12 protein-coding genes and 1 tRNA gene are annotated in these 15478 nt (G+C 34.7%); 8 read left to right on the top strand and 5 right to left on the bottom strand.

Annotation, left to right across the window (positions count from 1 at the left end):
* Window positions 1-65: 65 nt before the first annotated feature.
* A complete protein-coding gene (locus BXU10_RS09065; RefSeq protein ID WP_078227060.1) occupies window positions 66-968 on the bottom strand; it encodes a sensor histidine kinase in 903 nt (300 codons plus the stop codon).
* 182 nt (window positions 969-1150) lie between these two features.
* Window positions 1151-1232 (bottom strand) — tRNA-Leu (locus BXU10_RS09060).
* 157 nt (window positions 1233-1389) lie between these two features.
* Between BXU10_RS09060 and BXU10_RS09055 the strand changes: the two genes are divergently transcribed.
* The 5 genes from BXU10_RS09055 to BXU10_RS09035 all read left to right on the top strand — a co-directional run bounded on the left by BXU10_RS09055 (window position 1390) and on the right by BXU10_RS09035 (window position 5946).
* Entirely contained in the window at window positions 1390-2778 is a 1389-nt protein-coding gene (locus tag BXU10_RS09055) for a dipeptidase (RefSeq protein WP_078227059.1), read from the top strand.
* A gap of 301 nt (window positions 2779-3079) precedes the next feature.
* Entirely contained in the window at window positions 3080-3502 is a 423-nt protein-coding gene (locus BXU10_RS09050; protein WP_078227058.1) for a hypothetical protein, read from the top strand.
* Window positions 3503-3547: 45 nt separating this feature from the next.
* Window positions 3548-3919, top strand: coding sequence for a BlaI/MecI/CopY family transcriptional regulator (locus BXU10_RS09045; RefSeq protein WP_078227057.1), 372 nt, complete (start codon window positions 3548-3550; stop codon window positions 3917-3919).
* Window positions 3916-5139, top strand: coding sequence for an energy transducer TonB (locus tag BXU10_RS09040; protein ID WP_078227056.1), 1224 nt, complete (start codon window positions 3916-3918; stop codon window positions 5137-5139). The genes BXU10_RS09045 and BXU10_RS09040 overlap by 4 nt, the downstream gene beginning before the upstream one ends.
* Before the next feature lie 72 nt (window positions 5140-5211).
* Window positions 5212-5946, top strand: coding sequence for an energy transducer TonB (locus tag BXU10_RS09035; RefSeq protein WP_078227055.1), 735 nt, complete (start codon window positions 5212-5214; stop codon window positions 5944-5946).
* A 64-nt stretch (window positions 5947-6010) separates the two neighbouring features.
* On the opposite strand, the gene BXU10_RS09030 is transcribed toward BXU10_RS09035, so the two are convergent.
* The gene (locus tag BXU10_RS09030; protein ID WP_078227054.1) at window positions 6011-7375 is read right to left on the bottom strand and encodes a saccharopine dehydrogenase family protein; all 1365 of its coding nucleotides are present in this window, start codon (window positions 7373-7375) and stop codon (window positions 6011-6013) included.
* 330 nt (window positions 7376-7705) lie between these two features.
* On the opposite strand from BXU10_RS09030, the gene BXU10_RS09025 reads away from it, so the two are divergent.
* Together BXU10_RS09025 and pckA are read left to right on the top strand one after the other, a co-directional pair.
* Window positions 7706-8092: a DUF423 domain-containing protein gene (locus BXU10_RS09025; protein WP_078227053.1), complete on the top strand. Its 387-nt coding sequence runs from the start codon at window positions 7706-7708 to the stop codon at window positions 8090-8092.
* A gap of 186 nt (window positions 8093-8278) precedes the next feature.
* Window positions 8279-9883 (top strand): phosphoenolpyruvate carboxykinase (ATP), encoded by a 1605-nt coding sequence (pckA, locus tag BXU10_RS09020; protein WP_078227052.1) that lies wholly within the window; start codon window positions 8279-8281, stop codon window positions 9881-9883.
* A 131-nt stretch (window positions 9884-10014) separates the two neighbouring features.
* Here pckA and BXU10_RS09015 read toward each other — a convergent pair whose 3' ends face one another.
* Complete coding sequence (locus tag BXU10_RS09015; RefSeq protein WP_078227051.1) at window positions 10015-11073, bottom strand: phytase; 1059 nt, start codon at window positions 11071-11073, stop codon at window positions 10015-10017.
* A gap of 73 nt (window positions 11074-11146) precedes the next feature.
* Window positions 11147-13957 carry a TonB-dependent receptor gene (locus tag BXU10_RS09010; RefSeq protein ID WP_078227050.1) on the bottom strand — a complete coding sequence of 937 codons (2811 nt, stop codon included), beginning with the start codon at window positions 13955-13957 and terminating at the stop codon, window positions 11147-11149.
* Window positions 13958-14348: 391 nt separating this feature from the next.
* Here BXU10_RS09010 and BXU10_RS09005 point away from each other — a divergent pair, with 391 nt between their 5' ends.
* Window positions 14349-15449, top strand: coding sequence for a DUF4407 domain-containing protein (locus tag BXU10_RS09005; protein ID WP_078227049.1), 1101 nt, complete (start codon window positions 14349-14351; stop codon window positions 15447-15449).
* Window positions 15450-15478 lie beyond the last annotated feature (29 nt).

Genomic DNA, 15478 nt, shown 5'->3' with positions numbered 1-15478 from the left:
AAAGTTAGGGCTTTTTTGTTGATAACTATGTTTGTTTTTTGTTATTATTTTTTTTGCAAAAGTAATTAATTTTCAAATAGATTTTCAAAAACTTGTTTTTTATAATCATAAAATTGACTTGTGAATTCTTTGTAGTCAACATCTACATTAGTATTTATTCTAATATAAACGCAAGTACCTTGCCAATTGGGAATGTCTTTTACAATGGTTTTCTTTTCACTTACATTAAGTTTTTTCTTTCCTGATATTAAACTTAGCCATCCTTTATTAAGTCTTATAAAAGATGCTGTAGCAAATAAGCCATGTCCTTGACCTTTGCCGTTTGTTATTCCGCTTTCAATACATTTTGTTATGGCTTCTTCTTCTGTAAAATCATGTTTTTGATTTAAAGATTTATGTATTCCCATTCCAAAATCGCAAACAATTAAGCGAATCGAATTTAGATTTTCAAAATATTGCGCAACTACCCAGCCGACTTTTTCATCAGTATGATTTAATACATTGTCTAAAATTTCATTAAAACAATAATCCAAACTAGCATACACATTATCATACATTGAGCTTTTTTCTCTTAAAACTTTAAGAATGCTGTTTAAAACTTCAATCTGATTATCTGAAGTGTATTTTTGTATTTGAACGGCATTATAATGATTGAACTTGGGAATTGAAATAGGTAATTCAACATTTAGGTTTTCAAAAAAATTCATTTTTGCCAAATAAGTTATTATTGCTTTATTAGCCCCTAGTTTTATTGTCCCACTAACTTTATGTCCTAAGTGCTCAAGGTACTTAATAGTGCATAATAAGAGAATTGCATAATCGGGATAAATAAAATCACAATCTGAAAAATCAATAATTAGTTTGGTTTCTGGTTCGCTTTGATATTGTTTTATTAATGCGTCACATACTGCAATAGTTTGATTATGGGATTTTGCAATGTCTTTTATTTGTAATTTATACGAACTCATTTGCTAATTTTATTTTAACAAATATAAATAAATCAATGTGACTTAATTAACGGGATGTAGAGTTTTTTTAAGTCCATGATAGGAATTATCATAGCTTTCTTAAAATCGTTGGGCAATGGCTGAGCAGTACTTAAAGAAAAAAAATGCAAGTATCTAAAAGTAAGATAATTGCATTTTAAAAGTGCGGATAATAGGACTCGAACCTACACGCCTTGCGGCACCAGATCCTAAGTCTGGCATGTCTACCAATTTCACCATATCCGCTCAATTAATTCACTAAACTCTTATTTTAATAAGGTGTTCATTGAACTGGTGTTTGTGGGTGCAAAGATAAGCATACTTTCGAATATTCAAAGAAAAATTTGAAAAAAAATATTAATTCTCTTTTTTGTATATTTGGTTTTCTATAAAAATAATTTAAATGGAAAACATTAAGTCCTACGTTCAACAACATAAAGATCGGTTTATCAATGAATTGATCGAATTATTAAAAATTCCGTCGGTAAGTGCCGACACCGCATACTCTCAAGATGTTATTGACACGGCCGAAGCTGTAAAAGTAAGTTTATCAAAAGCAGGCTGCGATTTTGTCGAAATTTGCGATACTCCGGGTTATCCAATTATTTATGGAGAGAAAACAATCGACCCTAATTTACCTACCGTTTTAGTATACGGCCATTATGATGTTCAGCCGCCGGACCCAATGGAATTATGGACTTCTCCCCCTTTTGAACCCGTTATCAAAACCACCGATATTCATCCCGAAGGTGCTATTTTCGCCCGTGGTGCCTGCGACGACAAAGGCCAAATGTACATGCACGTAAAAGCACTTGAATATATGGTACAAAGCAATACACTGCCTTGTAACGTAAAATTCATGATCGAAGGCGAAGAAGAAGTAGGCTCTGCAAGTTTAGCCTGGTTTGTAGAACGCAATCAGGAAAAACTGAAAAACGATGTAATCTTAATTTCAGACACTGGAATGATTTCGAACCAACAGCCATCTATAACGACAGGCTTACGAGGTTTGAGCTACGTAGAAGTTGAAGTTACAGGACCAAATCGCGACCTGCACTCCGGTTTATACGGCGGGGCTGTAGCGAACCCCATTAATATTCTGGCAAAAATGATCGCTTCACTTCACGACGAAGACAATCATATTACGATTCCGGGATTCTACGATAAAGTTCAGGAATTATCTGCTGAAGAAAGAGCCGAAATGGCAAAAGCGCCTTTCAGCTTAGAAAAATATAAAAATGCTTTGAACATTGCTGATGTTTATGGCGAAAAAGGATATGTAACCAACGAACGAAACTCGATCCGTCCAACATTAGACGTAAACGGAATCTGGGGCGGTTATCAGGGTGAAGGCGCCAAAACGGTTATTGCCAGCAAAGCCTATGCGAAAATCTCGATGCGTTTGGTTCCTAATCAGGACTGGCATGAGATTACAGAACTGTTTACCAAACATTTCACCAATATTGCTCCGGCGGGAGTTACCGTAAAAGTTACACCGCACCACGGAGGTCAGGGCTATGTTACGCCAATTGACAGTATTGGATATCAGGCAGCAAACAAAGCGTATACGGAAACTTTTGGAGTTCCGGCGATTCCGGTTCGTTCCGGTGGCAGTATTCCAATTGTGTCATTGTTCGAAAAAGAACTAAAAAGTAAAACTATTCTAATGGGCTTCGGTCTCGACAGTGATGCAATTCACTCACCAAACGAACATTTCGGAATCTTTAATTACCTGAAAGGAATTGAGACTATTCCGTTGTTTTACAAATATTTTGTAGAGCTTTCGAAATAATTCTTTTTATAAAAATTCAAAATCCGTTCAGCAATGAGCGGATTTTTTTTTTGAGTTTTCAAGTTGATATTCCTATTGAAATTTGCTATTGCTATTGATTCGGGCGTTACCTACGGCCGGGCTATCCACTATATCTTTTTATTTTTAAAGGAAAAATAAAAAGGATACCGCTGCTATCCCTAACGCAATCCCAAAGCATTGAAAATTATAGTTTTATTTAAATATTAAAACTTTTTTCTTTCATATTTAAAATTTTATTCTACATTTGTAGAAACAAATCTATAAATGTAGAACAAAAGCTATGAAGAACCTTTTTGTAATATTCTTGTGTGGTGCATTTCTTCTTGGCTGTAAGCCTCATTTAATTAATCAAAAGATTGAAAAGAAAAAGCAGGGAGTATGGATTGAAGAATATTCTGAAGACAGTACTCATTATAAATCGTACGAATATTACAAAGACGACCAGCCCGTAAAAAAGTGGAAATCCTACATCAACGGGAAAATCTATAAAACCGAAAAATACAAAAACGGAATCTGTACTGTAAAATATTATCATCAAAACGGAAAACTGCAATCAAAAGGAAAAACCAGTGTCGAAATTGATTCAGTCGAAACACACTGGTTTTATTTTGGAAAATGGAAATACTATTCGGATAAAGGAAAGTTAACCGATATCAGAAAATACAATAAAGGGAATTTAGTTTCAGAACAAAACTTAGAATAAAAACTTAGAAACTCAGAATCTTAGCAACTTAGAACCTAAAAAAATATGCAATTATCAAATTCAGAAGAACAATTAATGGAGCATCTCTGGAAGCTTGAAAAAGCTTTCATGAAAGATCTGCTCGAAGCGTATCCGGAACCAAAACCTGCCACAACCACCGTTGCAACACTTTTAAAACGTATGATTGACAAAAAGTTTGTGGCTTACAACGAATTCGGAAATTCAAGGGAATATTATCCGTTGGTCAAAAAAACAGATTATTTCTCTAAACATGTAAAAGGGCTGATTAGTAATTTCTTTAATAATTCGGCTTCGCAATTTGCTTCTTTCTTTACAACTGAGACCAATTTGTCAGCTTCAGAACTGGAAGAGCTTAAAAAAATAATCGATTCAGAAATTCAAAAGAAGAAAAAATGATTGAATATCTATTAAAATCAGGATTACTGTTTTTGCTTTTTTATACAGGATATAAAGCAGGGCTGGCAAGCGAAAAAATGTTTCGTTTTAATCGGGCTTATCTGCTTTTGAGTTTGATTTTTAGTGTTTTAATTCCATTACAAATCATTTCATTTCAATCTGCTGCTTCCAATAAAATAGGGTCTTTCAGTTTAGATGAATTAGTGGTTCAGAAAAGCAATGAAAATTTAAAAACAGTAGTTGATTATCTAAATCTGACTAATGTTCTTTTTGGAATCTACTTTCTTGTGGTTTCGGTTTTAATTATTCGTTTCATATTGAATCTGTATACATTCTATAGAAAAATTAAAGTAAATGAAACACAATTCATAAACGAAGAAAAAATCATTCTAATCGAAGAAAGTACACTGCCACATTCGTTTTGGAATACAATTTTCATTAATAAAGCAGCATTCGAAAACAACAAAATCCCAGTAGAATTAATAGCGCATGAAAAAGCGCACTTGCAGCAAAAACATACTTTGGATATTCTTTTTATAGAAATTTTACAAATTGTGTTTTGGTTTAATCCAGTCCTTATTTTGTACAAAAAAGCGATTAAACTTAATCATGAATTTCTGGCAGACGAAGCAGTTAATATTCGATACAATTCAATTTCAGAATATCAGAATTTATTACTTGAAATAGCTTCAGATAAAACCAGTATTAATTTGGCGAGTACTATCAATTATTTAATAACCAAAAAACGTTTTGTTATGATGACCAAAAAACAATCCAAAATCAAATCGGCCCTAAAAGTATTTACTATAATTGCATTTTCAGGTTTACTATTATTTGTATTTAGTCATAAAAGTGTTGCTCAGGAAAAGAGTGAAACATTCAAAGATGATAATCAGGCAGTGGCTGTTAATTCAATTGAAAAACAGCCTGTATTTCCCGGCGGAATGGAAACGTTTTATAAGTTTATAGGCGAAAATTTTAAAATGCCGTCAAAAGCGGCTAAAAACAACGTTTCAGGAAAACTTTACCTGCAATTTGTAGTTGAGAAAGAAGGCTCTTTGTCTGAGATAAAAGTTTTAAAAGATTTAGGCTATGGACTGGGAAGAGAAGCGATTCGGGTATTGAAACTTTCTCCACAATGGACTTCGGGTTCTGTAAAAGGAAAACCGGTCCGGGTTTTGTATAGTCTGCCAATCCAAATTCAGGCAGCAAAAAAATAAAAACATTTGTGTTATTTTATTTATTAAAATTGCAGTTGTTTTAATCTAATAAAAACCATCCAAACTGTGGGAATGCCAAAAAAACTTTTACCTGTACTTTCGTTGCTTATTGCCCTTATTTCCTTTGAAATAAAAGCTCAGAAAGAAATTAACTCAGCTACTAATGACTATAAAAACATGTCCGAGTTAGATGAAACTCCAGTCTTTCCGGGTGGTATTCAGAAATTTTATGACTTTATAGGAGCTAATTATCAAACACCAAAAATTCAGGGATTAGCAGGAAAAATCTACGTTACATTTATCATTGAAAAAGACGGTTCTTTAGTAGATATAAGAGTTTTAAGAGATATTGGTTATGGAACAGGAAGAGAAGCCATCCGTGTGCTTCAAAATTGTCCAAAGTGGATTCCTGGAAAATACAAAGGAGAACCGGTTCGGGTTTTATACTCTTTCCCTATTAATATTGAAGCAACTGAAAAGATTGAAGAAAAGATATATTCAGTAGCAGAAGTCTTTGAAAAACCAACTTACCCGGGAGGTTTGCAAAATTTTTATAAAGATCTTTCAAAACAGTTTAAAACTCCTGAAAAAGTGGGATTAAAAGGAAAGCTTGTTATAGCTTTTGTAATTGAAAAAGACGGTTCAATTGGACAAACTACAATTTTAAAAGATATTGGTTATGGTACAGGAGAGGAAGCCATACGATGCTTAAAATTGAATAAAAAATGGATTCCGGGCAAACTCAAAGATGGAACAGCCGTTAGCACTGCTTACAGTCTGCCTGTTACAATTCAATCAGAAAATTAGTTAAAAAATCCGCTCCTTTATACAAGAAGCGGATTTTAAAATTCAAAAACTAAAAATAAATCCGTTAAAATAAGTCCGGATTATATCCAAAATATGGCATGTTTTGCTCGTTAAAAATAACGCCGTAACTTTCCAGTTCATCTAAAATAGGCAAATACACCTCTTTATTGATTGGAAGCTGTACGCCCGGAGTTGTAATTTTTCCATTCAAAATCAATAATGTAGCTATGGCAACAGGTAATCCAACGGTTTTTGCCATTGCCGTATACGTCTGATCATCACCTATGCAAACCATTTTTGAGTCGATTTGTTTCTTCTCTCCATTCAGTTCGTAACCAAATTTATGGTACATCACAATCATATCTTTATCATCCTGTTCAAGCGTCCAGCTGTCAGTCAGTATTTTTTCCAGAATCTGTGCCGGAGTTGCATTGGGAAGATTTACTTTTTTATTTGGGTTAAATAAATCCAGTTCTAAAAGTTTATCCCACATAATATCGTCCTGATCGATTTTTAAAATCAAACGCATTTTTATTTCGACCGAATCTGTTGGGTGATAAGGCAAAAATGAATTGGTAAACTGACGGTAACTCATGTTTTCAGAATCTTCCATGATATAACTGTCGTCTGTCATGCCCAGTTGCACAAACATGTTCCATGCTTTTGAAAAACCAACTCTTCTAATTGTTCCTCTGTATAAAGTCAAAATATCATCTAAACCATATATTGACCGGTATTTAAGTGAATCACGGTTAGAATAGGCCTCAAATTTTCCGTAACCTTCAACTTCAAGAAATTCAGTTCTGCGAAATAAACTTCCATAGGGAATGTATTTATAAGTTCCTTCCTGAATAAATTTTGCTGCACCACCCTGCCCTGCTAAAACTACATTTCTGGGTGCCCAGGTAAATTTGTAATTCCACAAATTGTTATCTGACTCAGGAGCTACCAATCCCCCGCAGAAAGATTCAAAAAGCAGCATTTTACCGCCTTTCGATCTAATTTCGTCAATAACTTTCATGGCGCTCATGTGGTCTATTCCCGGATCGAGACCAATTTCATTCATGAAAATTAAATTGTTTTTTCGGGCTTCTTCGTCAAGTTCCATCATGGCATCGCTTATGTAGGAAGCAGTAACGAGATGTTTTTTGAATTGCAGGCAGTCTTTTGCAATTTCAATATGTAAATAAGCCGGAAGCATCGAAATTACAATAGAAGCTTTTTCTATAGCAGCTTTTCTTTCTTCAACATCAAAAATGTTCAGGGCAATTGGAGTAGCATTAGGCTGTTTATTGATTTTCTTTTCGGCCAAAGCCAAAGATAAATCGGCAACTACAATATGTAAATTTTCACTTTCAGATTTTAAAAGCAAATATCGTATCAGGGAAGATGCGGATCTTCCCGCTCCAATGATTAGAATAATTCTCATAAATTTACATATATAACACAAAAATAGTAAATTGTTACAAAAATAACAATTGAAGAATGATAAACTTTTTAAAATAAATGAAACAAAGTAAATCAGATTTTTTTGAAAAGTGTATTTGAATTGTTTTTTGTTTGGTCGAATTAAGAGTATTTTTGTGATAATAAAAACACTCTTCGTTGAGTGAAATTGATTAGAAATTTAATTTTGATACAATAAATCAGATCAAAAGAATAATCGGAAAGAGCTTCGACTAAGTTTATCCTGAGCGAAGTCGAATGGACCCAGCCTGATACCTGATTAAATTTCAACAACGTCATTAAATACATAAACATGGAAAGAAAAATAATTATTACAGCAGCTCTTTTTGGAATGATAGCGATTATCTTTGGTGCTTTTGGTGCGCACGCTTTAAAAGAGATATTGTCTCCGGAACAATTAACAAGTTTTGAAACCGGAGTTCGTTATCAAATGTATCACGCTTTCTTTTTGTTCTTTGTCGCTTCCAGAAAAGAGTTGTCTTTGAAGACATTAAAAGTAATTTATAATTTAGTGCTGGGAGGCGTTTTATTATTTTCCGGTTCGATCTATTTACTGACTACAAAAAATGTAACTTCAGTTGACTTTAAAATTATAGGATTCGTAACTCCAATTGGTGGTTTCTTATTAATCTTCGCCTGGTTTGTACTTTTAGCTACTTTTTTTAAGAAAAAATCATAAAATTGGTTTAAAAAAATTCTATCTAAAATTTAATACCTAATTTTGTTGTATATATAACACGCAACCTAATTACTGTGAGTTTTTTATTTTATTCATTAGTATAAATAAATAATGTAACACAAATTCCTGGTTAATTGGATTTTTAAAATTGACATTTTAAAGTAAATTATAACACAACAAAAATTTATGGAAACGAATACACTTTCCTCGCAATCGATTTCGCTCATGGATTTAGGAATTACAAATGCTAAAGTTCACTATCAATTATCTGCAGATGAACTGCATGCGATTACGCTACAATCAGGGCAGGGTGTTGAAGCTTCTACAGGTGCTTTGGCCATTAATACAGGCGAATTTACAGGACGTTCTCCACAGGATCGTTTTATTGTGAAAGACAGTATTACAGAAGACAAAGTATGGTGGGGAAATGTAAATATTCCGTTTTCACCAGAAGCTTTCGAAAAACTATATGATAAAGTAACCCAGTTTTTATCAGACAAAGAAGTTTTTGTTCGCGATTCATACGTTTGTTCCGATTCAAATTACAGACTAAATGTTCGGGTAGTAACAGAAACAGCCTGGTCGAACTTGTTTTGCTACAATATGTTTTTAAGACCTGAAGAAAGCGAGTTGGCTAACTTTACTCCTGACTGGACGGTAATCTGTGCGCCAGGTTTTATGGCAGATCCTGCTGTAGACGGCACACGACAGTCTAATTTTGCTATTTTGGATTTTACCAAAAAAGTAGCCTTAATTGGCGGAACAGGTTACACAGGAGAAATGAAAAAAGGAATTTTCTCTGCCTTGAATTTCATTTTACCGGTTTTCGAAAATACGTTGCCAATGCACTGCAGCGCCAATGTGGGTGAAGCCGGAGATACTGCTATTTTCTTTGGTTTATCCGGAACAGGAAAAACAACCTTATCTGCAGATCCGGAACGTAAATTAATTGGTGACGATGAACACGGATGGACAAGCGAAAATACCGTTTTTAACTTTGAAGGCGGCTGTTACGCCAAAGTAATCAACTTATCTGAAGAAAATGAACCGGATATTTTTAGAGCTATAAAAAAAGGAGCGCTTTTAGAAAATGTGGTTTTCAAAGCAGGAACTAACGAAGTTGATTATGATAATGTTTCGATTACGCAAAACACACGCGTGAGCTATCCAATAACACATATCGATAATATTCAACCGGGTTCTATTGGCCATAATCCTAAAAATATATTTTTCTTAACGGCAGATTCTTTCGGAATTTTGCCTCCTATCTCAAAACTGACTCCGGGTCAGGCCGCTTATCATTTTATTTCGGGCTATACAGCAAAAGTAGCCGGAACTGAAGCAGGTGTAACTGAACCTCAACCTAATTTTTCTGCTTGTTTTGGAGCACCATTTATGCCTTTGCATCCAACAAAATATGCTGAAATGCTAAGCAAAAAAATGAAAGACGCTGATGTAAAAGTATGGTTAATCAATACTGGATGGACTGGCGGAGCTTACGGAACCGGAAGCCGTATGAAATTAAAATACACCCGTGCGATGATTACGGCAGCTCTAAACGGAGAATTGGATAATGTGGAGTACGTAGACCACAAGGTATTTGGAATTGCAAAACCGCAATCCTGCCCAAATGTTCCAAGCGAAATATTGAATCCGAGAAATACTTGGGAAGATCCTGCGTTATATGATAAAAAGGCAATCGAACTGGCTCAGAAATTCAAAGCTAATTTTGCCAAATTTGAAGAGTTTGCGAATGCTGAAATTTTAGCAGGCGCACCAAAAACAGAATAAGGAAGATTATTTAATTCAAACTAAAAAAAGCTGTTCGTCATGAACAGCTTTTTTGTTTAGTTTCCAATCGCAGCTAAAAAATAAAAATAAACACTAAACACTGTACTGCGACTGAAAACAACACTGAAAATTTATTTTTTTACTTCGTCAATACGCTTCTGGATCAAATCCCATGCGTAATAATGAAATGTCATTCCGTTACTCATAGCTACAAAAAGACCGTTTTTGTATTTTCCGCCTAAATTAACGCTGGTTACATCGGCACCATCGCATTCAATTGTTGACGTTGGAACTTCTGCCAGTAATTTATAGCTGTCTGGATTTCCGTTAACGCCTTCTCTCGGATACACCATAAACGTGTTTGCTTGTTGGTTTGATACTAAAATATATCCCGTAGTAGCTGTTTTTTTGTAAATCGCAATTCCTTCATGATCTGCTTTGAAATCTTTCTGACCGAAGAAAGCCAATTCTTTATTGTCGTTTAAAGCCGGATCTGCTTTGTATTTTCTGATTCCAACTTGTTCATCGCAATAGTAAATTGCGCCTAATTCATTATCAACAGCAATGGCTTCAATTTCTTTCTTTCCGCTGTAAGCTCCAAATTTGCGAACTACTTTTCCAACAGCGTTTTTACCGGAACCCGAAAGTTCATACTGCCATAAATAACTTCCTGAAGGACCAGATTTTCTTCCCACAATAGCAAATATTTTACCGTCAGTTGGTCTTGTGTATAAAGAAACTCCCATTGGGTCACGCAACTCTTCCCCTTCAAAAACCGAAATTCCTCCGTTGTCAATTGGGTCTAAATTCGGCAGGCTGAAAACTCTGATTTTGTTGCTTTCACGCTCAGTTGTAACAGCGATATCAACTTTTTTTCCGTCAATAATCAATCCGTAAGCGATATCAACATTGTTCGGGCGTTTTAAAGGAATTGATTTTTTAAGAATTTTTCCATTCAGATCAAAAGCATACAAACCACCGTCTGTATCTTTATCTGTTCCCACAATAATACTTTTTGTAGCATCAGTTGGGTGAATCCATATTGAAGGATCGTCAGTGTCATGAGGCAAAGCTTCGGTAACAGCTGTTGGTTTTACCGCATTTGGTGCAACAGGAGCCAGTTTATCATCTTTACACGCTGTGAATGAAAGTGCTAAAAGTAAAAGGGCAATTATAGATTTATTCTTCATTTTATAATGTATTTTATGCAATTAGACAGAGCCGTTAAACTCTGTCTAATTTAAGAATTTTAAAAAACAGGTTTTACAAGTCTAATTTCAATCCGAAATTGTAACGGGCCTGATAGTATTCAGCTTGTTTTGTATTCGATTCAATTCCCTGATAGTACCGCAACGGCTGATTTGTTAAGTTGTTGGCTTCTGCAAAAAAGCGAAGTTTAGGTGTAATTTTATAAGAAGCATTCGCATCTAAGAAAAATTGTTTGTCATAGAAACTGTCGTTGTATGCTTCTGAACCTAATTCATCTAAATAATCGGATGTGAAGTTAGTAGAAATTCTTGCAGAGAAACGTTTGTTTTCCCATGATAATGATCCGTTAAACATGTGCGGAGCAGTTCCAGGAAGACTGATGTTGTTTCTTTCATTTCCGTCTTCGTCAGCAATTCCTTTTGCTTTGGATTTAGTGTATGTATAGTTTAAATAAATACCAAAACCTTTTAAGAATTTACCAGGCAGGAAATCTAACTGACGCTGAAGCGCTACTTCAAAACCATACACATCAACCTGATCTCCGTTTCTGGATTGTAAAAATGACCAGTTTTCACCCGCAGGAATTGGATTTACCTGAGTAGGGAAATCTGCAGCAAATTTTGCATCTGTATATTGATTATCGCTGTAATTGTAAATGAAATCATTTAATTTTTTGTAGAAAACACCTCCTGAAATTAATCCAACCGATTTGAAATAATTCTCAACCATGAAATCATAATTGTATGAATACGTTACATCAAGATCCGGATTACCAGCCGTAATTTCTTTATCTGCCGCAATATTGTTTACATAAGGCGCCAATGCATAATAGTTTGGTCTTGCTAATGCCGTAGTTGCAGCAGCTCTTAAAACTAAATCTTTTGTAGCATTGTATTGAAATGAAAGACTTGGCAATAAATTAGTATAAGAGTTTGTCGTATTGATTTGACTTTCTAATTCTTCTTCATCTAAAACGCGGTTTCCTGTATAATCGATGTGTGTGTTTTCAACACGGAAACCTAAAACCATTGAAAGTTTATCATTAAAATCCTGATCCCATCTTACATAAGCAGCAGTAATTCTTTCTTTAGCGTTATAGTTTACAGCCAAATACTCAGCCGCATCTGCTTCTTTATCAAATAAACTGGCGTTGTTAAGGTCTAAACTTCCTAAGAAATTAGCCGAAGCAAAAGTTCCCGGTACATATTTACTTCCCGGATTAAAGTTTTTTCCATCAAAATAGCTGGTTGGAACTTCAGATAATAATTCCATTCCGTCATTGATTGGCTCGTAAGCGTAGAAATTATTATTTCTTTCTTTTTCTTTTAAACGTAATCTAAGCCCTGTTCTTAGTCTTCCTTTTTCGCCCGCAATCACAGAAAATGGAAAACGGATATTCACTTTTGCACCAAATTCGCTTTCGCTTGTCTCATCTGTGTTTTCTGAAACTGAATTAAATTTAAATTCATCTGTAGATTCACCAACAGATGTCAGTAAAGGAAATCTCGGATCAGATAAATCCTGGAACATCTCTAAACCTTTCTGACGGTATTCGATGTAACGCTCTTCAGGACGATACTCTCTTGCTTTTGCATAGTTGGCCGACCAGTCTAAATCTAATTTTGAACTGATTAAATGCTCTCCACGAATCGAATAATTCTGAACTCGCTGATCTTCTAATCTTCTGTTTTTGTTGCGATTATTATCTGCTCCACCTTTTGTCTGGCGTTTTACACGACCTTCAAAACCAATAATTTCTTCGCCATTATAAAGCGGCTCAATATCATCATAAGTAGTTCTGAAACGGTTTTCCCTGTCGTCTCTCCAATTGTAAATTGCATTGGCGAAAATAGAGTTGTTCTCATCAAATTTATAGTCTAAAGCAATCGACCCACTTCTACGGATACGCTGTACGTCATATTTTCTAATTTCTGAAGCCTGCAAATACTGGTTTCCGAAATCGTCTTTTACCCATTCGTTTTCGATGTTATCAGAACCGTAATCAACATTATTGTACGAGCCACTAACAACTACTCCTAATTTATTGTTGGCAAATCTGTTACCATACACTAATCCTGCTGTATAAGAAGCATTTTCACGAATTGGAAGATAACCTCCGGCAAGTGTTGCAGAAATTCTCTCACCATTTGGAGTTGCTCTGGTAACTAAATTTACAGAACCTCCAATAGCATCAGCATCCATGTCTGATGTAAGTGTTTTATTTACTTCGATAGTCGAAATCATATCAGAAGGAATCAAATCCATCTGAACGTTTCTGTTGTCCCCTTCTGCAGATGGGATTCGGTCACCATTTAACGTTACAGAGTTCAAAGACGGAGCTAAACCTCTAATAATAATGTTACGTGCTTCACCCTGATCATTTTGCATCGTGATACCCGGAACACGTTTTAAAGCATCACCCACATTGGCATCCGGGAAACGGCCTACCTGATCTGATGAAATTACGTTTCCGATATTCTTGTTATTTTTTTGCTGGTTCAGGGCTTTTGCCTGACCTTTTAAAATATCTCCCACTACAACCTCATTCAATTCTGTTCCTGTAGTTTTAAGCGCAAAATCGATCACGTTGTTTTTACCCTGTTCTACTGTGATTTCCTGAGTAATGGCAGTATATCCAATATATTTTACAGTTACCTGATACGTTCCAATATTAATATTAAGCAATTCAAAACGGCCATTGTAGTCAGAGACAGTGTATTTGTTCTCCCCAACAATCTGAATCATCGCTCCCGGTAAAGGAAGTTTGTCATCAGCATCTAATACCTTTCCTGATATTATTGCTTTTTGAGCATAACTCGTCAGCGTTAATAAAAACAGCATTGCTGCCACATAAAAATTTTTCATTGTGTGTTTGGTTTAATTTTCGGTTGCGAAACTAAAACCTGAATGTTATTAAAGCTGTTAAAAAAAATTAATATAATGTTATGATTGAGTGTTTCAAAACAAAAAATAGTAATGTTTATGTAACATTGAAATAGCATATCCATTGAGTAATTAGTGATTAGTTTAATGTGTGAGTTATTCACGAATAACATTGTAGTTTTTATAAAGACCGAAATTTAGATAGCTAAATGAATTTTATTTCTTATTCGATAAACAAAAAACTAATTACTATGGACTTAAAACAATTATAAAACACCAAATAATTGATTTACAAGTAAAAACAAATCAACGATTTTCGTTGCAATTGAATTTTTGGCGTTAAATTTGCCTTATCAATCAAAAATCATCAATCATGTTAAAACAATTTTTTATCCTGTGTTCAGGAGCCGACAGAAAGCTTCTCGAAAGCTGTTCAGAAGGCGAACAAACCAAATATGTTGGTATTGGCGCCACCGTTTTTTTTACTGCAGTAATGGCTTTTCTGGCCAGTGCTTATGCACTTTTTACCGTTTTTGACTCTATTTATCCGGCTCTGATTTTTGGGTTTGTATGGAGTTTACTTATTTTCAACCTGGATCGTTTTATCGTTTCTACTATTAAAAAAAGAGATCGTCTAATGGATGAATTTCTACAGGCGACTCCCAGAATTATACTGGCAATTATTATTGCTATTGTAATTTCGAAACCACTCGAAATCAAAATTTTCGAAAAAGAAATCAATACCGTTTTATTAAAGGAAAAAAACGAAATGGAACTTGCGAATAAAAAGCAAATAGGAACTTATTTTCAATCGGATTTGGATAAAAATAAGGCTGAAATTGCTGCTCTAAAAGATGATATTCTGCAAAAAGAGAAAGAAGTAAATGCTTTATACTCAACTTACATTACAGAAGCCGAAGGGACTACAGGAACTAAAAGATTAGGAAAAGGCCCGGTTTATAAAGAAAAGAGAGAAAAACACGATGCTGCTTTAAAGGAATTCGAAACTTTAAAAGCCACTAACGAAGCCAAAATTGCCGAAAAAGAAAAAACAGGCAAACAGCTTCAGGCCGATTTAGACAAAAAAGTTTCACAGACACAGCCAATCATTGAAGGTTTTGATGGATTAATGGCGAGAATCAATGCATTGAACAAATTACCGTGGCTACCGTCATTTTTTATTATGCTATTATTTTTAGCAATCGAAACTTCTCCTATAATTGCCAAATTGCTGGCTCCAAAAGGCGAATTCGATATTAAACAGGAAGAAGCTGAAACTGCCATGAAAGCCACTTTGGAACAAAATAAATACCAGCGTGAGTTACTGATTAAAACAAGTGCGGAAATGCACAACAAAGTATATGCTGATATTGCCGAAGATAGGAACCTGTACAATCTACAGCGAAAAAATGCAACCGAATTGTTAGAGCTGCAATCGCATAATTTTGTAGAAAAACAAAAGGCAACTTTATAGACACACAAGAAAATAAAAAACCTATTTTA

Source organism: Flavobacterium sp. LM4 (genome assembly GCF_002017935.1).
In the GTDB taxonomy this organism is placed as follows: domain Bacteria; phylum Bacteroidota; class Bacteroidia; order Flavobacteriales; family Flavobacteriaceae; genus Flavobacterium; species Flavobacterium chungangense.
The sequence above is the reverse complement of the archived record's forward strand: the minus strand, read 5'-3'. Positions and strand labels throughout refer to the sequence as shown.